Raw genomic sequence first — 21,767 nt, forward strand, 5'->3', positions numbered from 1 at the left:
GATCCGTTTCCAGAGGCGATTGGCAAAAGGGTTAGGCCAATTTTGGCCGTCGGCCAGATCCCTCTTACTGCGCCGCGCCTAGATCAGGTTGCCCCTGATTGCGCATAGGCCCGCGGCCCCACGCCCAACAGGCGGCGAAACATCGTCGTAAAGGCCGCCGGGCTGTCATATCCCAAATCAAGCGCGATCTGCGTGATCGGATCCCCGCGCACCAAACGCGGCAGCGCCGCCATCACACAGGCCTGCTGCCGCCACCGATCCAAGGTCAGCCCGGTTTCCTGACGAAAATGGCGTGACAGGCTGCGCCGGCTCATGGCGGCCTGCGCGGCCCAGCCATCCAGCGATACCTGCGCACAGGGATCTGCGATGAACGCCTGACACAGGCGTAACAGCCGAGGGTCGCGCGGCAAGGGCAGCGCCAATGGCTGCTCTGGCAGCCGCGGAATTTCATGCAGCAGCAAATCCAGCACCAATTGTTCACGCCGGTCCAGGCAATCGCGATTGCCGATGCCGATGGTCTCTAGCACCAGCGCACGCGCCAAAGGCGACATCGACACCACGCGCGGCACCTGCGGCGTCCTCAATCCCGTCGCCGGCGTGACATGTCCGGCTTTGACGTAGACCGAGCGCATCCGAACTGGCCCCAGCATCTCTACCGCGTGCACACAGCCCGCCGGTATCCATAGTGCCGTTTCAGGGGGCACACGCCAATTTCCCTGTTCCGTCGACACATCCACCACACCTGACAAAGCATGCAGCAGCTGATCGCGCGGATGGGAATGCGGCGCGACCCAGGTGCCTTCGGGATAATCCGACGCCAGGCTGATCACCGCCGCCGCTGATTGTTCAACCAAGGCGATACGATTGGCAAGCGACACCAAAGCGCCGGAAGACATAGGTTGCATTTTGGCCCAATCGCGAAAGAGCTTGACTAAATCACGAAAGATCGCCGCCCTCAATCCCCGTATTGAGGGCAAAAAAGGAGACAGCCAGATGGTCGATGCCACGACACCCACGGCCCAAGGTAAGACACCTATAGCCCAAGACGATACAGCCAAGACCGCCTATGTGATACTGGCAGCGATCAGTGGCTGTCACTTCTTGAATGACCTGATGCAATCCTTGCTGGCAGCGATTTATCCAATGCTTAAGGCGGAGTTTGCCCTTAGCTTTTGGCAAATCGGCCTGTTGACCTTTTTCTTTCAGCTGACCGCATCGCTGTTGCAACCGGTTGTGGGCATCGTGACAGATCGCCACCCCTTTGCATGGTCGCTGCCTATCGGTATGTTTGCGACACTGTGCGGCCTTGGTTTACTCGCGAGCGCGCCAAGCTATGGCATGCTGCTATGCGGTGCCGGGCTGATCGGAATCGGATCATCGGTGTTTCACCCCGAAGCCTCGCGCGTGACGCGCGCAGCCTCAGGCGGGCGGTTCGGCACGGCGCAATCCGTCTTTCAAGTTGGCGGCAATTTTGGCACCGCCGCCGGTCCATTGTTGGCGGCCTTTATCGTTGTGCCCTTCGGCCGCGGCTCTGTCGCGTGGTTCGCGCTTGCAGCTTTGATAGGCATGGTGATTTTGGTCAATGTCAGCCGCTGGCACATCCGTGAACGTCTGGCCGCGGCCAAGCGCAAAGCCACCACCAACCCCAAGAGATTGCCGCGCAACCGGGTGATCACAGCCGTCACCGTGTTGTTGCTGCTGATCTTTTCTAAACATGTTTATATGGCGTCGATGACCAGCTACTATACGTTTTTCCTGATCGACCGTTTTGGTCTGTCCACACCGCAGGCGCAAAAAATGCTGTTCTTTTTCTTGGCCGCGGTGGCCGTCGGCACGGTGATTGGTGGACCTGTTGGGGATCGGATTGGACGACGCACCGTTATCTGGGTCTCAATCCTTGGGGTTTTGCCATTCACCCTGATCCTGCCTTATGCCAATCTGTTTTGGACCGGCACGCTTAGCGTGATCATCGGCATCACGCTGGCCTCTGCCTTCCCAGCAATTGTGGTCTTTGGACAAGAGCTGATGCCGGGCCGGGTCGGCATGGTTGCGGGGCTGTTTTTTGGCGTGGCCTTTGGTGTGGCCGGCATCGCCGCCGCTGCATTGGGCGTTGTTGCCGATGCCACTAGCATTGAAACCGTGTTTAGCATCTGTGCCTTTCTTCCGATCCTGGGACTATTGACCATATTCCTGCCCAGGCGGCATGAGCTGTCGTAACCTGATAACAGAGCCTTGCGCAGATCCACGCGCAAGGCTATGGCCAAAACATGCCCAGATATGCTTTGAAAATTGAATACGATGGTGCACCCTTTGCAGGGTGGCAACGACAGGCTGATCAGCCCTCGGTCCAGGGCGCGATTGAAACCGCCTTGGCGAAACTGGAACCACGCGACCATACGATCGCCGCAGCCGGACGCACAGATGCAGGCGTTCACGCCACGGCGCAGGTCGCGACGGTTGATCTGGAAAAAGACTGGGACGCCTTTCGTCTGTCAGAGGCGCTGAACTTTCATCTGAAACCCGCCCCTGTAGCAATTTTGGCCGCCGCCCGGGTGGATGATGATTTTCACGCGCGTTTTTCCGCCATTGAGCGGCGCTACCTGTTTCGGTTGGTGCAACGCCGCGCCCCAATGACGCATGGCAAAGGGCAGGTCTGGCGCGTTACCAACCCACTGGACATCGACGCGATGCGCCAAGGCGCACAGCATCTGGTGGGCCATCATGATTTCACGACCTTTCGCAGCTCTATCTGTCAGGCGAAATCACCGTTGAAATCCATTGACGATATTCAGATTGACTGTAGCGACATTCCGCATGGGCAAGAATTCCGATTCTATCTGCGAGCGCGCAGCTTCTTGCACAATCAAGTCCGCTCTATCGTCGGCACATTAGAGCGGGTCGGCGCCGGATCCTGGGCACCCGACCGTGTGGCGCTTGCCTTGCAGGCGCGCGACCGTGCGGCCTGTGGCCCGGTCTGCCCACCGCAGGGCTTGTATCTGAACGGTGTAGGTTACCCCGACGATCCGTTTCGCGAAACGTGATGCCCACGGGTTTAACGCGTTGTCGGTTTCCCCTCACGGCCCGTTAGATCCGCCTGTTCACGTGCGCGGGCGGCGACCAGCTGTGGCGCTGTATCGGGCAGGCTTTGCGGATCATATTCACGCACAGCCTTCACCACGATGGAAATCGCAGCGTTTTCATCGCCTTCTTCCACCGCTTCGCGCAAGTCACGCAGCATGGCCGCGGTTTCCAGTTCCGATAGATGATCTTCGCGCACCCGGATGATCTTGGGATGGGCCGTGGTCTGCGCACCGGTGCGCACCATCAATTCCTCATGCAGTTTTTCGCCCGGGCGCAGGCCAGTGGTTACGATCTGAATGTCGCCCTCTGGGGTGGCCTCATCGCGCAGGGTATAACCTGCTGCCTCGATCATCCGATGTGCCAGGTCATAGATCCGAATGGGTTTGCCCATATCCAGCACATAGACCTCTCCGCCATCCCCCAAAGAACCCGCCACAAGCACCAAACGCGAGGCTTCCGGGATCGTCATAAAATAGCGCGTTACGTCCTTATCCGTCAGCGTAACCGGTCCGCCGCGTTCAATTTGCTCCTGAAATTTCGGGATCACCGACCCGGAAGAGCCCATGACATTGCCGAAACGGACGATCGAATAGACTGTGCGCCCCGAACGCGCCGCCAAATCCTGCACGACCAGTTCGGCCAGGCGCTTTGACGCGCCCATCAAATTGCCGGGCCGCACTGCCTTGTCCGAAGACACCAAAACAAAGCGCTTAACCTGCGCGTCGCGCGCCGCGCGCGCCAAGACGGCCGTCCCCAATGCATTATTAGCCAAACCAACACGGGCGTTGGCCTCGACCAAAGGCACATGTTTATAGGCGGCGGCATGCAAGACAACGTCGATCTGATGACGGTCCAACACGTCGCGAATATGCAAACTGTCGCAAATCGTACCCAAAATAGGCACGATTTCACAGCCAATCTGCGCCGCCAGCACCCGCATCTCGGCCTCGGCATTATAAAGTGCCAATTCGGACAGTTCGAACAAAACCAACTTCTTGGGGCGACAGATCAGCACCTGACGGCACAGTTCCAATCCAATAGAGCCGCCGCCACCAGTGATTAAAATATTGGCGTTACGATAGGCCGAACATCCCGTGACCAGACGATCATCCAATGCCTCGCGCTGCAGCAACGCTGCCGGACCTGCCGGGATCAGCTTGCTCATCAACGCATCTCCGCCCAAAAGCTGCGCAAAAGAAGGCAGGGTTTGCACCTCTAGCCCCAGCTTGGTTAGCCGGTCAATCAGATAAGTCTGCTTGTCAACCGATACCGATGGCATCGCCAAAATAACGCGGTTGATTTTATATTTGTCGATCAACTTTTTGGAATGCACCCCGGCATAGACCTGAAGGCCGTTCACATTGGCCCCTGCCAGAGCCGCGTTGTCGTCGATAAAGGCATGAACCATCAGCCCCGGACGATTGCGCAATTCACGCTCCAGCGTCATTCCGGTGCGTCCGGCCCCATAGATCGCAATCCGACTGACCACGTTTGAGCTACGATAGATTTGCTGCAAAACTGCCAAAAGCGTCCGCCGCGTCACAAGCCCGGTAATGAAATGCAGAAGGGCAAATACCACATGGATATTTCCACGCAGCCCCTCGGACGACAGTTTGGATAAGGCATAGGAACACAGGCCCAACCCCAAAGACACCACAAGGCTGCGCAAAATCGCATCACCTTCAAAATCCTTCAGCTTCAGCCGGTTCAACCCGAACATGTAATTCAGCGACACATCGACAAGCAACAAGAACGGCAGATAGACCCAGTTCTTTTCAAAAGCCGCCGTCCAATTGCTTGCGCCCTGTTGCAACGCCAGCGCACAACAAAACGCCACCGGCACCAGCAAACACTGAACAGATGTCAGGATCCATATTTTATGCGTCGGTGTCAGCCGGATCAGGCGCCGCGCAAGCGATGGCAATTTACGGTTGGTGCGGATCATTGTCGTCTATCCGTTCGTCTTTTCAGGTCCAAACCATCAATCGAAGAAATTTCTACCGTCAACTCAACACTCGCTTGATGGTACGCACAACCAAAACCAGATCAAAACATACGGATTGGTGACGTTGATACAACAGATCCAACTTGGCCTTGGCAGGGATACAAACCTGACAATAGACGGCATCTGTCTCGGCCGGGGTGGTGGTCTTTGCCAGCAACCATTCCTCATGGCGATGATAATACAGCGACGCGATGCCGGTCGCCCCGGGTCGGCTTTGCAAAACCTGACCATATATTTCCGGGAAGCGTTCGACATAATCGGGCAGAGGCGCGCGCGGACCAACAAAGCTAAGGTCCCCTTTGAAGATGTTCCACAGCTGCGGCAGCTCATCCCCGCGCGTTTTACGTAAAATCCGACCGATGCGGGTAATCCTTGCGGCTTTGTTCCCACCAGTCACACCATGATCACTGTGATCAATGGTCATGGTGCGGAACTTCCACAGCCGGAAACGGCGTGTCGGAGATCTCATCCGATCGGCCGCATAAAAATAGGGCCGGCCCTCGGTGAACATCAATGTCACCAGCACGACCAACATCAAGGTCAGCAAAATCGGCGACAAGATCAGCGCCAGAGTCAGATCAAACAGGCGTTTCGACAAGGTCACGGGCGCGGCTCCATTTCAATTACGGCACGCAGATCCGCAATAATATCGTCGGCACGCGCAGGCGCGCCCGGCACAAGCCCAAGGTCAATCGCGCGTCCAACATCCAGATCGACCTGCGCGATGGTTCCCGCAGGGGCCGTTTCGGGCGTAAAGGCCATATCTGCGGCGCGCAACAAATCATCCATGCCAACGACGCCGGGCAACGCAAGATTGATGGTTTTGGGCACATCTGCCCCCGCCGCCAGTAACCGAACCAAACGCGTAAGCGCCCGCGCAAGCGCCAGCGGCCCGATGTAGCTGCGTTGCAATCCACGCCCATCGGGCAGCACATGTAACTTGCGCAGGGTGGCCGCCGCGTTGCTGCCTGCCAACAGCGCATCCGCACCGGCCACATTGCCGATACGCACCACCGTGACATTGGCGTGATCGGCCACGGCACTCTCTGTCGCCTGTTTCGCTTGCCCATAGGGCGACAACGGCGCAAGTGGCTGCGCCTCGGCGCAAGACTGCGGTCCGGGATCACCATACACCGCTGCAGAGGAAACCTGCACAACCGGGCAGCCATTGGAGGCCGCAATCGCCGCCTGCGCCAGTGCCACATGCTGATCCCATTGCGCCTGCGTATCGCCCCCCCTGACAAAGCTGACGGGCCCGGCAAGGTTCAAGATCACATCCGCCGCGCCAGCCGCATGCGCGTAAGCAGCCGCATCGCCAAGGGGGTCAAAGATGATATCGCCACCGCGATGCTCTGCCCGGGCCTGAAATACGCAGGCCAAACCGGGCTGCGCGCGCAGCACAGGCCCAATCAGCCGACCAAGCCGCCCAGTGCCGCCAATAACCAACAGCCGCAAAGCCTGCGTTTTGCCAAACGGCTGCAACATATCAGTGGCTGGCCCGTCGATACCCATGTAAACGGCTTGCTCCTTTGGCGGGTGGGACAGCGCGACTGACCCAAAACACACACGGTTTTGTAGGACTTATCATCGGTTGTCAGGATCTGAAAGTCACAGTTCCTTTTGTTTGCCCGGCGTCGTATGCGGCCACGCGACAGTTCGCCGCCCCGCCAGGGCTGTGCGCCTGCGCACGCAACCTGCGGCGATTGCAACACAGCCATGCCAGACGCACTCTGGACAGTTTGGTCCGCAAGTGATTGGGTCAGCCGCAAATTTGGAGAGACGACGATGGCATTCGGCAAGAATATTCGCACCTATTTCGATGGCGCTTGGCATGATGGCGATGTGATGGTGATGCGCGCAGCCGATCACGGGCTGTGGCAGGGATCCAACGTGTTTGACGGCGCACGGCTGTTTGATGGCGTGGCCCCGGATCTCGACGCGCATTGCGCCCGGCTGAACCGCTCGGCAGAGGCGTTGATGATCACCCCCACCCACTCGGGGGAAGATATCACTGCCATCGCCCGTGAGGGCCTGCGCGCCTATGCCAAAGGTGCGGCGGTCTATGTCCGCCCGATGTATTGGGCGCTGAACGGTTCTGATCTGGGCGTGGCGCCCGCGTTGGGTGCCACGGGGTTTGCGATCTCATTGGAAGAGGTGGCTATGCCCGACGCGCAGGCGATGACCACATTGACCACAACCAGCTTTCGCCGCCCCGTTCTGGCCGATAATGTTTGCAATGCCAAAGCAGGGTGTTTGTATCCCAATAACGCCCGGATGCTGGTCGAGGCGCAGCGCAAAGGCTTTGGCAATGCGCTGGTGCAAGATGCGCAGGGCAATGTCGCAGAAACTGCCACGGCCAATGTATGGATGGTGAAGGATGGCGAATATTTCACCCCGATCGCCAATGGCACGTTCTTGTCCGGGCTGACACGCAAACGCCATATGAAAAACCTGCGCGACGCGGGCTATATCGTGCATGAGGCTGTATTGACCTTGGACGATTTCCGTAACGCAGATGAAATCTTTCTTTCGGGTAATTTTTCCAAAGTGCAGGGCGTAAGCGCATTTGACGATGTTCGCTATAGCTATGGCCCTGCAACCCAGAAAGTGCGCGAACTGTATATGGACTGGGCCGCAAGCCAAGTGCTGTAACTGTTCAGCCGCGCTTGCCAAAGCCCCGATCGCACGCGATGATGCCGCGATCTGGGCCCCCAGCCCGCCGACCAAACGAGGCACCATGCGCAAGTTCCTTGTCGTCCTTGACGACACCCGAGAATGCCTGAACGCTATGCGGTTTGCAGCCATGCGTGCAGCCCGCACCAAGGCAGGTGTCACGATCATCTCTGTGATCCCGCCCGAGGAATACCAACATTGGATCGGTGTGGGCGAGATCATGCGCGAAGAGGCCCGCGACCGGATCGAAGCGCATTTTGAGGTTTTCGCGAAATGGATGCGTGACCGCCAGGGCGTGAACCCCACTTTGGTGATCCGTGAGGGCGAACCCGTGCGCGAGATTTTGAAGCTGGTCGAAGAAGACGAAAATATCGGGATTTTGGTGCTGGGCGCGGGGACTGATGGCAACAACCCCGGGCCACTTGTAACGCAGATGACCAAAAGCGCGGGCTCATTGCCCTGCCCTTTGACCATCGTGCCCGGCGATATGTCAAAAGAGAAATTGGAACAAATCACCTAAGCCGGGCCCAATTGGACGCCCCAACCACCGCTTAGACCATGCGGGCTTTTTTGCCCGTAAATCTTGACGCAAAGGCTCGGGAAGCGCATATCTGCAACCGAAGCCAAGGAGGCGCAAATGTTCATCCAGACCGAAACCACGCCGAACCCCGCAACATTGAAGTTCTTGCCGGGCCAGACCGTGCTTGACGCGGGCACCGCAGATTTCCCAAGTGCCGAAGCCGGGCAGAAATCGCCACTGGCCAAGCGCCTGTTCGACATTCCTGGTGTCAGCGGTGTGTTTTTTGGCAGCGATTTCGTCACCGTCACCAAAGATGACGCGACCGACTGGGACCATGCCAAACCCGCAATTTTAGGCGCCATCATGGAGCATTTCCAATCCGGCGCCCCGGTGATTGAGGGCGAAGGCTCCTCTGGCCATGCAGAACATACCGGCGATGCCGAAGACGGTGCTATCGTCACCCAGATCAAGGAATTGCTGGACACGCGCGTACGCCCGGCTGTCGCCCAAGATGGCGGTGACATCACCTTCCACGGGTTTGATCGCGGCGTCGTCTATTTGCATATGCAAGGCGCCTGTGCAGGTTGCCCGTCTTCGACGCTGACGTTGAAAATGGGGATTGAAAACCTGCTGCGCCACTACATTCCTGAGGTGACAGAGGTTCGCCCCGTTGCCAGCTAATTTGCCGTTGGTTTTGGGCTTTGACACATCGGCCGCGCATTGCGCGGCCGCTTTGGTGCAGGGCAATCAAACCCTTGCGAGCCACTATGTTGAAATGAAGCGCGGACAGGCAGAGCATCTGATGCCCCTGCTGGAACAGATCCTGGCACAAGGCGGTGTCGCATGGTCTGACCTAAGCGCCGTGGCCGTTGGCACCGGGCCGGGCAATTTCACCGGGATCCGCATTGGCGTCTCTGCGGCACGTGGACTGGCGCTGTCGCTGGGGATCCCCGCCATCGGTGTCTCATTATTTCAAGTCATTGCCGATGGGGCGGGCGATGATCCCGCCCTGGTGGCGCTGACAGCACCACGAGGCCAGGCCTATTTGCAGCTGTTCGATCAAGGCGTCGCACGCGGCAAACCGATGATGCATGACCCATCCGCCCCCGATACGGGACTGGCAGTGATGGGGGCTACACGGGTGATTGGCCAAGATGCACAGACCATTTCTGCGGCGCTGGGGCTTGTAGCCCAACCGCGTGAAATCACCGATCTTGCCCCCAGATTGACGCGGATCGCCCTGCGCATATTCGAGGCTGGCGATCCCATAGATCGCCCAGCTCCGCTTTATGTGCGTGCGGCCGATGCTGCGCCCCCATCGGATCCGCCGCCGCTAATTTTGGACTGACCGAAGATGACACCAGACCAGCTTGCGGCCCTTCATGCGCAATGTTTCACCGTTCCGCGCCCGTGGTCAGCGGGCGAATTTCGCACAACATTGGCGGATCGCTTCAGCTTTATCGTCTTTCATACCGATGGGTTTGCACTGGGTCGCGCCGTGGCAGGCGAGGCCGAGCTGATCACAATTGCTGTGGATCCAACTGCGCGGCGACGTGGCGCGGGCCGGGCGCTGATATCGCAATTCGTGGCCGTCAGCACCGAACGCGACGCGCAGACAGCTTTTCTTGAGGTGGTGGAGGATAACGCTGCCGCCATTGCCCTGTATGATGCAACGGGCTGGCATGAAACCGGCCGGCGCAAAGGCTATTACCGCAGGCCCGATGGCAGGCGTCAGGATGCGCTTATCATGGCGCGCGATATAACGCCCTATTTCTGACCATCTGCCAGAGGACCCGCTACGTCGTTTTCGACCAGGGCGGAATCGGACTTGACCAAACAGTCAGGTTCCGCCCTAATTCACGGGGTCTGCGGGCTATTTACCCCCGCCAAAACATGCCTTAACGGCAGAACAAACATCGACCGGGAGAGATCCATGACAGTTTTAAAACAGTTCCTTGGCGCGACCGCCACGCTTGCTATCAGTGCAGGCGCAGCCTTGGCCGACCCGGCATTGATCTATGATCTGGGAGGAAAATTCGACAAAAGCTTTAATGAGGCCGCCTATAACGGTGCTGCACGCTGGGTCGAAGAAACCGGTGGCAGCTACAAAGAGCTGGAAATGCAATCCGAAGCCCAGCGTGAACAGGCGCTGCGCCGCTTGGCCGAATCGGGTGCGAACCCAATCGTGATGACCGGCTTTGCCTTTGGCGATGTCCTGAATTCGGTCGCAGCCGATTATCCCGACACCACATTTGCCATCATTGATATGGTCGTTGATCAGCCCAACGTGCGCTCGGTCGTGTTCCAAGAAGAGCAAGGATCCTATCTGGTGGGCATGATGGCGGCAGAGGCCTCGAAAACCGGGACGGTCGGCTTTATCGGCGGCATGGATATCCCGCTGATCCGCAAATTTGCATGCGGCTATGCGCAAGGCGTCAAAGCCGCAAACCCTGATGCGAAAATCATTCAAAACATGACCGGCACGACCCCAGCCGCATGGAATGACCCGGTCAAAGGGGCCGAGCTGACAAAGGCGCAGATCAGCCAGGGCGCAGATGTCATCTATGCCGCGGCAGGCGGCACCGGCATCGGTATTTTGCAAGCTGCTGCCGATGAGGGCATCTTGTCCATCGGCGTTGACAGCAACCAGAACTATTTGCATCCGGGCAAGGTTCTGACCTCGATGACCAAGCGCGTGGACAACGCGGTGTTTGATATCTTTACCTCGGGTGAGGATACGGAAACCGGGCTTGTCGTGCTGGGGCTGGCGGATAAGGGCGTCGGCTATGCAATGGACGAAAACAACGCCGAGCTGGTCAGCGCGGAAATGCTTGCACCCGTGGATGAGGCTGCGGCGAAAATCGCGTCTGGAGAGATCCAAGTCCATGATTACATGTCGGATAACTCCTGCCCGATTGAATAACGCATGACCCAAACGCCGAACACAGGGGGGCAGCCGGCAACGGCCGCCCCCGCCATCGAACTTCGCGGCATATCCAAGGCTTTTGGACCAGTGCAGGCGAATAAAGACATCTCAATCCGCGTCATGCCGGGAACCGTCCATGGCATTATCGGCGAAAACGGCGCGGGAAAATCCACGCTGATGTCGATCCTTTATGGGTTTTATAAGGCTGATTCGGGCGAGATCTTGATCAATGGCACGCCCACCCAGATCCCCGATAGCGATGCCGCAATCCGCGCCGGTATCGGCATGGTCTTTCAGCATTTCAAGTTGGTGCAGAATTTCACCGTACTGGAAAATATTATCCTTGGCGTGGAAGACGGGCCGTTGCTGCGCCCTTCCCTGTCCAAGGCCCGCAAAGAATTGAAACGTCTGTCTGATGAATATGAGATGGATGTAGATCCCGATACGAAAATTGAAAACCTGTCTGTTGGCCATCAACAACGCGTTGAGATTTTGAAAGCGCTGTATCGGCAGGCCGAGATTTTGATTTTGGATGAGCCGACGGGGGTCCTGACCCCGTCAGAGGCCGACCATCTGTTCCGCATTCTGGATCACCTGAAGCGGCAGGGAAAAACCATCATTCTGATCACCCATAAATTGCGCGAAATAATGGAAGCCACAGATTCAGTTTCTGTGATGCGGCGCGGGCAAATGACAGCTACGGTAGAAACCGCAAAAACCAGCCCAGAACATCTGGCAGAGCTAATGGTCGGGCGCAAAGTCTTGCTGAATGTTGAAAAGACACCGGCGCAACCCAAAAATGCAGTGCTGCAAATAGAAAATCTGCGCGTGGTTGATGCGGCCAAAGTTGAACGTTTGCGCGGTATCAACCTGACCATTCGTGCCGGTGAGATCCTTGGCATTGCCGGTGTCGCCGGAAATGGTCAAACTGAGCTTCTGGAGGTCTTGGGTGGCTATCGCCCTGCCACCGGCAGCGTAAAGATGAATGGCACGCCGATCGATTTGTCAGCGCGAGCGACCGGGCGCGATCGCCGTGATGCCTCAATCGCGCATGTGCCAGAGGACCGACACCACCATGGTTTGATTTTGGACTTTGCTGCGTGGGAGAACCTTGTGTTTGGCTATCACGACGCGCCGCAATATCAGAAAAATGCTGTTTTGATGGATAACCCGGCCATCGTTCAGGCCACCGAAGGCGCCATGGAACGGTTTGATGTCCGCCCCCCTATCCCGTCCTTGGCAGCCAAGAATTTCTCGGGCGGCAATCAACAAAAGATCGTTCTGGCCCGCGAGATTGAACGCAATCCGGATCTGTTACTGATTGGTCAGCCGACACGCGGTGTCGATATTGGTGCAATTGAATTCATCCATAAACGCATCATTGAATTGCGTGACGCAGGTAAGGCCGTTCTGCTTGTCTCGGTAGAGCTCGACGAGATCATGTCCCTGTCTGATCGCATCGCAGTGATGTTTGATGGTGAAATCATGGGCGAGCGTCTGGCGAGCGACACGAACGAACGCGAACTTGGCCTACTAATGGCCGGCGTACGTGATCCGCAAAAAGACGGTGGAGAAGCCGCATGAACAAACTGCCGAAATGGGCCGATTTAGGGTTGGTGCCGCTGATCAATGTGGCGCTGGCCTTTGGAATTTCGATGTTGGTAATTCTGGCCATCGGCGGCGATCCTGTCGAAGCGATCAAGGTCATGGTCGAAGGTGCGGTCGGCTCCAGCTACGCATGGGGCTACACGCTGTATTTCACCACCAGTTTTCTGTTCACCGGCCTGTCTGTCACGGTCGCGTATCATGCCAGCCAATTCAACATCGGGTCCGAAGGCCAGGCACAGCTAGGCGGGTTGGGTGTGGCCTTGGTCTGTCTGGCAGTTCCGTGGCCACATTGGGCGCTGGCGTTGCCGGCTGCGATGATTGGTGCTGCGCTGTTTGGGCTGCTGTGGGCGTTGATACCCGCATGGCTGCAAGCCAAGCGCGGCAGCCATATCGTCATCACCACCATCATGTTCAACTATATCGCCTCGGCTTTACTGGTCTATCTTCTGGGTGGGGTGCTCAAACCGGAGGGATCTTCAGACCCGGCCACTGCGCGATTTGGGCCGGGTGCGCATCTGCCCGCGTTGAATGAGGTGCCCGGCCTTGGCATGCTGTTTGCCAATAACACCCCGGTCAATATTTCGTTCTTTGTCGCGGTTCTGGCCTGTGTGGCCGTGTGGTTTTTGCTGTTTCGTTCGCGCCTGGGCTATGAAATTCGTGCCTATGGAAAATCTGAAAGCGCGGCGATCTACGCCGGCATCTCACCTACGAAAGTGATCGTGATTGCTATGCTGATTTCGGGCGGTTTGGCCGGGATGATGGCGATTAACAATGTGATGGGCGAAAGCGAACGTTTGGTGCTGAATTCGGCTGAAGGGGCGGGCTTTATTGGCATCGCGGTTGCTTTGATGGGGCGCAATCATCCGTTTGGCGTCTTCATCGCGGCGCTTTTGTTCGGAATGCTGTATCAGGGCGGTGGCGAGCTGGGTCTATGGACCTCTATTCCGATTGAGCTGCGCATCGTGCTGCAAGGTCTGGTGATCTTGTTCACCGGGGCGTTGAACGGCATGTCCGAACGCGCCGTGATCTGGGTATTTGCCAAGCTATCGGCCAAACAGGGGGCGCAAGCATGAGCTATCTGGATCTGATCGCGCTGCTGGATTCCACCTTTCGTCTTGGCACACCATTGTTGTTGGCCTGCCTTGCCGGGCTGTTTTCCGAACGGGCGGGAATTTTTGACATCGGGCTAGAGGGCAAGATGCTGGCCGCTGCGATGGCCTCTGCCACGGTGGCCTATTTCACCGGGTCAGCATGGGTTGGCTTGGGCGCGGGGATCGTGGCCTCAGTGCTCTTTGCACTGATCCATGGGGTGGCCTCGATCACCTTTCGCGGCAATCAGCTGATCTCTGGCGTGGCGTTGAATTTTCTGGCCTCTGGCCTGACGGTTCTGGCGGCGCAGGCAATTTTCCATCAAGGGGGCCGAACCGAAGCGCTGCGCGGTGCGGCAAGATTCAACGCAATTGAGCTGCCCTTTACCGCGCAAATCGCCCCTGTCCCGGTGATTGGGCCGCTGTATTCCACCGTGTTGTCGGGGGATTCCATTCTTAGCTATATCGCGCTGCTATTGGTGCCGCTGACATGGTGGGTGCTGTATCGCACACGCTTTGGACTGCGCCTGCGCGCTGTGGGGGAAAACCCGGAATCCGTGGATACGGCAGGAATTTCCGTGATCCGCCTGCGCTACTGCGCGGTGATCATCACCGGGGTTTTATGCGGCTTGGCAGGGGCCTACCTGGCCACGGCGCTACAGGCGGGGTTTGGCAAAGAAATGACATCGGGGCGGGGGTATATCGCGCTGGCGGCATTGATCTTTGCCAAATGGAAACCGTGGAACGCGCTGGGTGCGACGATGCTGTTCGGTTTTTTCCAAGCCCTGTCGTTGCGCGGTGATATCGTAGAACGCGTTTTGCATTTCCAAATCCCCGGTCCATTTTTGGACGCCCTACCCTATATCTTGACCGTGATCGCTCTGGCCGGGTTTATCGGCAAATCCGTTGCCCCAAAGGCGGGTGGACAGCCCTATGTGAAAGAACGCTGAATGTCCGATGAACTGATTGAATTGATCCGGGCCCGTGCGGGTGATAGCGCCCCGCGATTGGGCTTGGTTTTGGGGTCCGGCCTTGGTCATTTGGCCAATGAGGTCAACGGGGTTGAGATCCCTTATTCTGATATGCCCGGCTTCCCACAGGCAGGTGTGTCGGGCCATAATCCCAAGCTGGTCATCGGAGAGTTGGAGGGCGTGCGCGTCGCCGTCTTTGGCGGTCGGGCGCATTACTATGAACATGGCAATCCCGCAGAAATGCGCGTGCCGTTGGAGATCCTGCGCGGGCTGGGCACGCAAGAGCTGCTGCTGACCAATGCGGCAGGCAGTTTGCGCCCCGACATCATGCCCGGCGGTTTGATGATGCTGTCTGACCATATCAATTTCGCAGGTCATAATCCGCTGATCAAAGAGCCATCGGACACGCGTTTCGTGCCAATGACGCAAGCCCATGACACAACCATTCGGCAAGGTCTGGCGCGGGCCGCAGCCGCCGAAGATATTGCGCTGCCAGAGGGAGTGTATTGCTGGTTCTCCGGCCCCTCCTTTGAGACCCCGGCAGAAATACGCGCGGCCAAGATCCTGGGCGCCGATGCCGTTGGCATGTCCACGGTTCCCGAGGTCATCTTGGCACGCTTTTTGGGACTGCGCGTCGCTGCCGTATCAGTCATCACCAATATGGGCGCGGGCATGAAAGCCGATGAACAGATCAGCCATGCGCAGACAAAAGCGATGGCCCCATTGGGCGCCGCCAAGTTAGAGCGGATCTTACGCCGCTATCTGCGCAATCTGTAATCAGATATTGTCGTAAATTACGGCAAAACACCCGCTGTGCCGTTTGACACCGCCCGGTTTCAAGGCGACACTTGGCTGACCAGCTCGTGACGGATGTCCATGCAAGTTTACCTGCCCATCGCCGAGGTATCGGTTAATCTTTATCTCCTTCTGGGGCTGGGTGGGCTCGTGGGTCTGCTGTCAGGCCTGTTCGGCGTTGGCGGCGGGTTCTTGATCACGCCGCTGTTGTTTTTTATCGGCATCCCGCCTGCCGTGGCTGTGGCCACAGGGGCCAATCAGGTGGTTGCCTCCTCTGTCTCGGGGGTGCTTGCGCAGTTCAAACGCAAAGCGGTTGATGTGCGGATGGGGCTTGTATTGCTGGTCGGCGGACTTGTTGGATCCGGCTTTGGCATCATCATTTTCAATATATTACAGTCACTTGGACAAATCGACCTGGCCGTGCAGCTAAGCTATGTCGTGTTTCTTGGCGGGATCGGCATGTTGATGTTCTTGGAAAGCCTGCGCGCGATGCGCCGGTCCAAGAAGGGTGGCAAACGTGGCAAGCGCCATATCCACACCTGGGTGCATAAGCTGCCACTGAAAATCAAATTTCGCGCGTCGGGACTGTATATTTCTGTAATCCCACCGATTTTGGTCGGCGTCTGCGTCGGCATCTTGGCGGCGATTATGGGCGTCGGCGGCGGCTTTATCATGGTGCCTGCGATGATCTATCTGCTGGGCATGCCCACAAAGGTGGTGATTGGCACGTCGCTGTTTCAAATCCTGTTCACCTCAGCCTTCACGACAATGTTGCATGCGGTCACCAATCAATCGGTCGATGTCATGCTGGCCTTATCGCTGATTGTGGGGGGGGTGATCGGTGCGCAATTCGGATCGCGTTTGGGCGCGCTGCTAAAGGCCGAACAGCTGCGCATTTTGCTGGCTGTGTTGGTCCTTTCTGTCGCAATCAAGCTGGGCCTGGATCTGGTTCTGACCCCGGCAGAGCTGTATTCCATCAGCATTGCAGGTGCCCCATGATCCGGCTGTTGATCCTGCTATTCGCCTTTGCATTGCCAGCACACGCCGAACAGGTCGTGGCCGGCCTAAGCAAAGAAAGCATCGGCATCACCGCCTCTTTCGATGGGTCCGAGATTTTGATCTATGGGGCCGTCAAACGATATGAGCCCGAACCCGAAGGCCGGCTGGATGTGATCGTCACACTACAGGGCCCGTCCAGCCCGGTGATCGTGCGCCGAAAATCGCGTGAATTAGGGGTTTGGGTCAATACGGATGCCATCGAAATCCCTTCTGCGCCCAGCTATTATGCGGTGGCCACAACCGGCCCACGTCAGGATATTCTGGCGTCAGAAGTGGATGCAATTTACCGGATAATGATCCCCTCTGCGATGCGCAGCTTCTCGGATGCGATTGAACGTGCCAATGCCTCGCCCTTTGCAGAGGCGCTGCAGAGGATCCGCATCAATGAAGGGTTCTACCGGCTGAAAGAGGGGGATGTCACACTGATCGAAGACACCCTGTTTCGCGCCGATTTTCAGCTGCCCGCGAATTTGATCGAAGGCGATTATCTGGTTCGCATCTTTCTTTTGCGCCAAGAACGCGTGATCGATGATTACAGCGCCCCAATTAAAGTACGCAAAGTCGGACTGGAACGCTGGCTGTTCATGCTGTCACAGGATTATCCCCCTCTCTACGGCCTGTTATCACTGGCGATTGCCGTGTTTGCGGGTTGGGCGGCGGCATTTGTGTTCCGTCGGTTCCGCTGATTACTCAGGCTCTTGCAGCTCCAGCTTCAGCGCCTGCGCCCCTTTGGGCAAATCGTCAATCGCCAAAGGTGCCGCCGGACGCGCCAACGCGTTACGCGTCACCCACAACAAACGATGCTCCGCCCGCGTGATCGCAACATAGGCAAGCCGTTTCCACAGCGGGATCCCGGCTTCTGTGCGGCCCGCGCGATGTGCCGCATAGATGTCTGGCGCAAACACCTGAACATCGCGCCACTGGCTGCCCTGTGCCTTATGAATCGTGACCGCCGCCCCGTGCAAAAATGTTGCCCCCATCCGCGCAGCAAAGGGGATGAACGGCTCTTCCTCATCGGGTAGCTCAATCTTGACGATCGATGCGGCAGAAAGGCGCGGATCCTCTGCCCCCAAAACATGCAGCCGTGAAAACCCCGGTTTCTTGCCCGGTCCCAGATAGACAACCTGCGCACCTTTGATCAAGCCGCGCGCTTCCAAATCAATGCGCCGCTTGCGATGTTTGACAGGCAGCTCAATGCCGTCACAGATCAGCGGCTCCCCTGGTAACAGCTCATCCGCAGGCGCGTGATGGGCACCGCGAAACGCATGGATCAACCGGATACGCGTCGCATTGCGCCACACCAATACCGGCGAGCGCGCCATCAAATCACTTTCCACGCGTCGTGCCCAAACAACACGGTCATCATTGGCAGCGCGGTCTTCAATCATCCGTTCAAACCGCTCGAAGCTCAGGCTTTCATCCGCCAAAGCATGCGCAAGATCCAAAATCGGGTTATCTGCTGTTTGTCGATGGATGCGGTGTAATATATGGGTACGTTCTTCCGGCAGGCTTTCAAAAACCATCTGGCCCGATTGATTAACAGGGGCCAGCTGCGCGGGATCCCCAAACATCACCAATGTTGAAAACAGCTCTTTAAGATCTTCAAACTGCTTGTCATCCAGCATCGACGCCTCATCGACAAAACCGATATCAAGCGGATCTTCGCGACGCTTCCAGCCATTGATGAAATCAGACCCACGCAAACCCGCAGCCGCCAACGCACCCGGGATCGAGGTATGAATATCGTAAAATGCTTTCGCCCGGTCCAAAGCCTCTTCGGTCAACCCATCAAGACCCAGCATGTCAATTTTCGGCCGCGCCCCCTGCCCTGCCAGCCATTCTGCAATTTTTTCATATTCAGGGTCATAAACAGGCGTGTAAATAATCCGGTGAATGGTCGTGGCCGGCACCCCACGTGATCGCAAAACACTGGCGGCCTTATTCGTAGGGGCCAAAATGGCAAGCGTGCGACGGTCCTTGCGTGGCTTGCCTTCATAATCACCGGTTACCAAATCTACACCGGCCTCATCCAAGGCTTTATACAGCGCGGCCAACAACATGGTTTTGCCCGACCCGGCCTTCCCAACAACAGATAACACCCTCGATCCGCCCGTCTCTGGCCCTACCGTGCCGTCGACAATATCCACACCAGCCGCTTCCAATATGGCTGCGATACCATCCCAAGCCTCTGCCTGATCTTCCGAAAACGTGATCGTGGCGGCTTTTTCAGCCGTATCTTCTGCGGAGATTTCGAGTGTCTGATCCATAGCGCACCATACCCCTCACCGCGCCCCGCCGAAAGCCCCATCTGTCTTTCATCTTGCCCTTAAATATCCCGGGGAGACCACCGTTTTTCGGGGCATTAAGCCCCGGAAAACGGTGGTCGGGGCAGAGCCCCTTCAACGCCAGCCCCCCGCCCGCAGCGCCACCTTGCCAAGCGCGGCAATCGCCCCATATGGCAGCACAAGATACCAGAACTGACAGTGCATCTGGCTTGCTGTTCATTGCGACAGATGGACAGTGCCAGGCCAACATGTCAGCCTGCGCCCAACCCGATAATGTGTCGCACAGAAAAGCGACCATGATGATAAGGACCCTTTTGCATGCTTGACCAAGCCACCAACCTGAAATCCTTACTCAACGACCCCAGCCTACTGGCGACCAAAGCCTATGTGGCCGGCGATTGGATCGACGCTGATGATGGCTCGACATTTGACGTCACCAACCCTGCCCGTGGCGATATCATCGCATCCGTTCCCGATATGGGCCGCGCCGAAACGGCTCGCGCAATCGCAGCCGCCAAAAATGCAATGAAGGGCTGGACCGCAAAAACTGCTAAAGAACGCGCCAATACATTGCGGGCCTGGTTTGATCTGATGATGGAGAACCAACAGGATCTGGGCATCATCTTAACCGCCGAAATGGGCAAACCCTTTGCAGAGTCCACTGGCGAAATCGCCTATGGCGCAAGCTTCATCGAATGGTTCGCAGAAGAGGCCAAGCGGATCTACGGCGAAACCATCCCTGGCCATATGCCCGATAAGCGGATCAGCGTCATCAAACAACCGATCGGCGTCGTCGGCTCCATTACACCATGGAATTTCCCGACTGCAATGATTACCCGCAAGGCTGCACCCGCCTTGGCCGCAGGCTGTGGTTTTGTCGCCCGCCCTGCGTCGGAAACGCCGCTATCTGCCCTCGCGCTTGCGGTTCTGGCGGAACGCGCCGGCCTGCCCAAGGGACTGTTCAATGTTGTGACGTCGAACAAAGCCTCCGACATCGGCAAAGAATTTTGCGAAAACGAAACCGTGCGCAAGTTGACCTTTACCGGATCCACCAATGTCGGGCGCATTTTGCTGGGCCAAGCGGCCGATCAAGTCATGAAATGCTCGATGGAGCTGGGCGGAAATGCCCCGTTCATCGTCTTTGATGATGCCGATTTGGATGAAGCAGTCAAAGGCGCCATGGCATGTAAATTCCGTAACAACGGTCAGACCTGCGTCTGCGCCAACCGGATTTATGTCCAAGACGGCGTTTACGATGCCTTTGCGGAAAAGCTGGTACAGGCTGTTCGCGCGATGAAACTGGGCGATGGTTTGGACGACGGCACCGATGCCGGGCCGTTGATCACCCCTAAAGCGGTGGAAAAAGTCGAAGAACATATCAAAGACGTGCTTGACGGTGGCGGTAAGGTTCTGGTGGGTGGCAAACGCTCGGATCTGGGTGGCACATGGTTCGAACCCACGGTTTTAACCGGGGTGACACAGGATATGAAAGTTTCGACAGAAGAAACCTTTGGCCCGGTGGCACCGCTGTTCCGCTTTTCGACCGAAGAAGAGGCGGTGGAAAAAGCCAATGACACGATCTTTGGTCTGGCCTCCTATTTCTACGCCCGCGATGTCGGCCGCATTACCCGCGTGCAAGAGGCGTTGGAATATGGCATCGTTGGCGTCAACACCGGGATCATCTCCACCGAAGTCGCACCCTTTGGTGGTGTTAAGCAATCCGGCCTGGGCCGCGAAGGCAGCCATCACGGCATCGAAGACTTCTTGGAAATGAAATATATCTGCCTGTCGATTTAACCTCGACCATCCGGTCCGCTATCAGCATATAGTGGAAACACCGTTTTGGGCGCGCATTGAACATAATTCGCGCCCAAAACGAACATCGCGCTTAGGCGCCATCGCCCGACCACAGCCGCATTAAGGCGCAGCCAAACACTCAAGCCAAGGCTCTGCTTTCGCCAACAGGCGAAATTTTGCGCCCAAGCCTACAGGTTGCGCGGTGCACATCGCACGTCCCATTTATGCAATTAAGGTTTCCTGAGCGATGTCTTCCCTTCGGACTTGCTCTTTTTTGCGTATGTTTTAAAAGTACTCAAGTTCTGAGGAGACAGCCATGCGCGCACGTATCTACCAACCGTCCCGAAATGCGATGCAATCCGGGCAAGGCAAAACCAAGTTCTGGTATCTGGATTTCGCACAGACTGACGCGCGCGAAATCGATCCGTTGATGGGCTGGACCAGTTCGGCTGATACGCAAACACAGGTTCGCCTGCGGTTTGAAAGCCGTGCCGAGGCCGAAGCCTATGCGAAAGAAAACAACATCGATTATGCTGTCACAACACCGCAGAAACGTGCCGCCAATGTGCGCGCTGGTGGATACGGTGAGAATTTTGCCTCCGGTCGGCGTGGAAATTGGACGCACTGAACGTTGTAAAACTAACCTGAGTTTTTCCCAACAAAGGCTAAGTTTTTCCAGAGATCTATATATAGGGCGCCCACTGGGCGCCTTTTCTATATGTTGATTTCCCTTCGCTGTCGGCTAGGCTAATCCGATCTCTTAGACCCAAGGGCGTATTTCATGGCCGGCAAATCCCTCAACAAAGCCAATCTAACCGCGCTCGGGGCCGAGGTGCTGGCCGATCTACTCCTTGAGGCGGTGAAGGGGGATGCCGCGCGGCAGCGGCGGGTGCGGATGGCACTGGCGGCCGATGATGGGCCCGAGACGGTCGCGGCCGATATCCGCAAGCGTTTTGCTG

22 protein-coding genes are annotated in these 21,767 nt (G+C 57.3%); 17 read left to right on the forward strand and 5 right to left on the reverse strand.

Annotated features, from left to right (window positions below):
• Positions 1-83 precede the first annotated feature (83 nt).
• Positions 84-896, reverse strand: a complete 813-nt coding sequence (locus BFP70_RS11605) for a helix-turn-helix domain-containing protein (RefSeq protein ID WP_066011776.1) — start codon at positions 894-896, stop codon at positions 84-86.
• 97 nt (positions 897-993) lie between these two features.
• On the opposite strand from BFP70_RS11605, the gene BFP70_RS11610 reads away from it, so the two are divergent.
• Together BFP70_RS11610 and truA are read left to right on the forward strand one after the other, a co-directional pair.
• Entirely contained in the window at positions 994-2,217 is a 1,224-nt protein-coding gene (locus BFP70_RS11610; protein ID WP_083217468.1) for an MFS transporter, read from the forward strand.
• Between the two features lie 50 nt (positions 2,218-2,267).
• Positions 2,268-3,041, forward strand: a complete 774-nt coding sequence (gene truA, locus BFP70_RS11615; RefSeq protein ID WP_066011713.1) for a tRNA pseudouridine(38-40) synthase TruA — start codon at positions 2,268-2,270, stop codon at positions 3,039-3,041.
• A gap of 11 nt (positions 3,042-3,052) precedes the next feature.
• Here the strand turns inward: truA and BFP70_RS11620 are convergent, their stop codons facing one another.
• The 3 genes from BFP70_RS11620 to BFP70_RS11630 are packed head-to-tail and all read right to left on the reverse strand — an operon-like array spanning position 3,053 to position 6,598.
• Positions 3,053-5,026: a nucleoside-diphosphate sugar epimerase/dehydratase gene (locus BFP70_RS11620; RefSeq protein ID WP_066011714.1), complete on the reverse strand. Its 1,974-nt coding sequence runs from the start codon at positions 5,024-5,026 to the stop codon at positions 3,053-3,055.
• Positions 5,027-5,084: 58 nt separating this feature from the next.
• Complete coding sequence (locus tag BFP70_RS11625; protein ID WP_066011715.1) at positions 5,085-5,690, reverse strand: sugar transferase; 606 nt, start codon at positions 5,688-5,690, stop codon at positions 5,085-5,087.
• The gene (locus BFP70_RS11630) at positions 5,687-6,598 is read right to left on the reverse strand and encodes an NAD(P)-dependent oxidoreductase (protein WP_066011716.1); all 912 of its coding nucleotides are present in this window, start codon (positions 6,596-6,598) and stop codon (positions 5,687-5,689) included. The genes BFP70_RS11625 and BFP70_RS11630 overlap by 4 nt, the downstream gene beginning before the upstream one ends.
• A 273-nt stretch (positions 6,599-6,871) precedes the next feature.
• Here BFP70_RS11630 and BFP70_RS11635 point away from each other — a divergent pair, with 273 nt between their 5' ends.
• The 12 genes from BFP70_RS11635 to BFP70_RS11690 all read left to right on the forward strand — a co-directional run bounded on the left by BFP70_RS11635 (position 6,872) and on the right by BFP70_RS11690 (position 17,412).
• Complete coding sequence (locus BFP70_RS11635) at positions 6,872-7,738, forward strand: branched-chain amino acid aminotransferase (RefSeq protein WP_066011717.1); 867 nt, start codon at positions 6,872-6,874, stop codon at positions 7,736-7,738.
• Between the two features lie 85 nt (positions 7,739-7,823).
• Positions 7,824-8,279: a universal stress protein gene (locus tag BFP70_RS11640; protein WP_066011718.1), complete on the forward strand. Its 456-nt coding sequence runs from the start codon at positions 7,824-7,826 to the stop codon at positions 8,277-8,279.
• A gap of 117 nt (positions 8,280-8,396) precedes the next feature.
• Entirely contained in the window at positions 8,397-8,960 is a 564-nt protein-coding gene (locus BFP70_RS11645; RefSeq protein ID WP_066011719.1) for a NifU family protein, read from the forward strand.
• On the forward strand, positions 8,950-9,627 hold the full coding sequence (tsaB, locus tag BFP70_RS11650) for a tRNA (adenosine(37)-N6)-threonylcarbamoyltransferase complex dimerization subunit type 1 TsaB (RefSeq protein ID WP_066011720.1): 678 nt from the start codon (positions 8,950-8,952) through the stop codon (positions 9,625-9,627). Before BFP70_RS11645 ends, tsaB begins: the two co-directional genes overlap by 11 nt.
• A gap of 6 nt (positions 9,628-9,633) precedes the next feature.
• On the forward strand, positions 9,634-10,056 hold the full coding sequence (rimI, locus tag BFP70_RS11655; RefSeq protein WP_066011721.1) for a ribosomal protein S18-alanine N-acetyltransferase: 423 nt from the start codon (positions 9,634-9,636) through the stop codon (positions 10,054-10,056).
• 156 nt (positions 10,057-10,212) lie between these two features.
• Positions 10,213-11,202, forward strand: coding sequence for a BMP family protein (locus BFP70_RS11660; RefSeq protein WP_066011722.1), 990 nt, complete (start codon positions 10,213-10,215; stop codon positions 11,200-11,202).
• 3 nt (positions 11,203-11,205) lie between these two features.
• Positions 11,206-12,789, forward strand: a complete 1,584-nt coding sequence (locus tag BFP70_RS11665) for an ABC transporter ATP-binding protein (RefSeq protein ID WP_066011723.1) — start codon at positions 11,206-11,208, stop codon at positions 12,787-12,789.
• Positions 12,786-13,886, forward strand: a complete 1,101-nt coding sequence (locus BFP70_RS11670; protein ID WP_066011724.1) for an ABC transporter permease — start codon at positions 12,786-12,788, stop codon at positions 13,884-13,886. The genes BFP70_RS11665 and BFP70_RS11670 overlap by 4 nt, the downstream gene beginning before the upstream one ends.
• Complete coding sequence (locus BFP70_RS11675; protein WP_066011725.1) at positions 13,883-14,851, forward strand: ABC transporter permease; 969 nt, start codon at positions 13,883-13,885, stop codon at positions 14,849-14,851. The genes BFP70_RS11670 and BFP70_RS11675 overlap by 4 nt, the downstream gene beginning before the upstream one ends.
• A complete protein-coding gene (locus tag BFP70_RS11680; RefSeq protein ID WP_066011726.1) occupies positions 14,852-15,649 on the forward strand; it encodes a purine-nucleoside phosphorylase in 798 nt (265 codons plus the stop codon). It abuts the gene before it with no gap.
• A gap of 99 nt (positions 15,650-15,748) precedes the next feature.
• The gene (locus tag BFP70_RS11685; protein WP_066011778.1) at positions 15,749-16,666 is read left to right on the forward strand and encodes a sulfite exporter TauE/SafE family protein; all 918 of its coding nucleotides are present in this window, start codon (positions 15,749-15,751) and stop codon (positions 16,664-16,666) included.
• A complete protein-coding gene (locus tag BFP70_RS11690) occupies positions 16,663-17,412 on the forward strand; it encodes a TIGR02186 family protein (RefSeq protein WP_066011727.1) in 750 nt (249 codons plus the stop codon). Before BFP70_RS11685 ends, BFP70_RS11690 begins: the two co-directional genes overlap by 4 nt.
• Here the strand turns inward: BFP70_RS11690 and BFP70_RS11695 are convergent, their stop codons facing one another.
• Positions 17,413-18,993, reverse strand: a complete 1,581-nt coding sequence (locus BFP70_RS11695; RefSeq protein WP_066011728.1) for an ATP-dependent RecD-like DNA helicase — start codon at positions 18,991-18,993, stop codon at positions 17,413-17,415.
• 336 nt (positions 18,994-19,329) lie between these two features.
• On the opposite strand from BFP70_RS11695, the gene BFP70_RS11700 reads away from it, so the two are divergent.
• The 3 genes from BFP70_RS11700 to BFP70_RS21590 form a co-directional block, all read left to right on the forward strand.
• Positions 19,330-20,808, forward strand: coding sequence for an NAD-dependent succinate-semialdehyde dehydrogenase (locus BFP70_RS11700; protein WP_066011729.1), 1,479 nt, complete (start codon positions 19,330-19,332; stop codon positions 20,806-20,808).
• 316 nt (positions 20,809-21,124) lie between these two features.
• Entirely contained in the window at positions 21,125-21,436 is a 312-nt protein-coding gene (locus BFP70_RS11705) for an ETC complex I subunit (RefSeq protein ID WP_066011730.1), read from the forward strand.
• Between the two features lie 153 nt (positions 21,437-21,589).
• A partial coding sequence (locus BFP70_RS21590; protein WP_369820195.1) for a DUF6880 family protein occupies positions 21,590-21,767 on the forward strand: 178 nt, incomplete at its 3' end.

It is taken from the genome of Thioclava sp. SK-1 (genome assembly GCF_001705665.1).
Taxonomy (GTDB): Bacteria; Pseudomonadota; Alphaproteobacteria; order Rhodobacterales; family Rhodobacteraceae; genus Thioclava.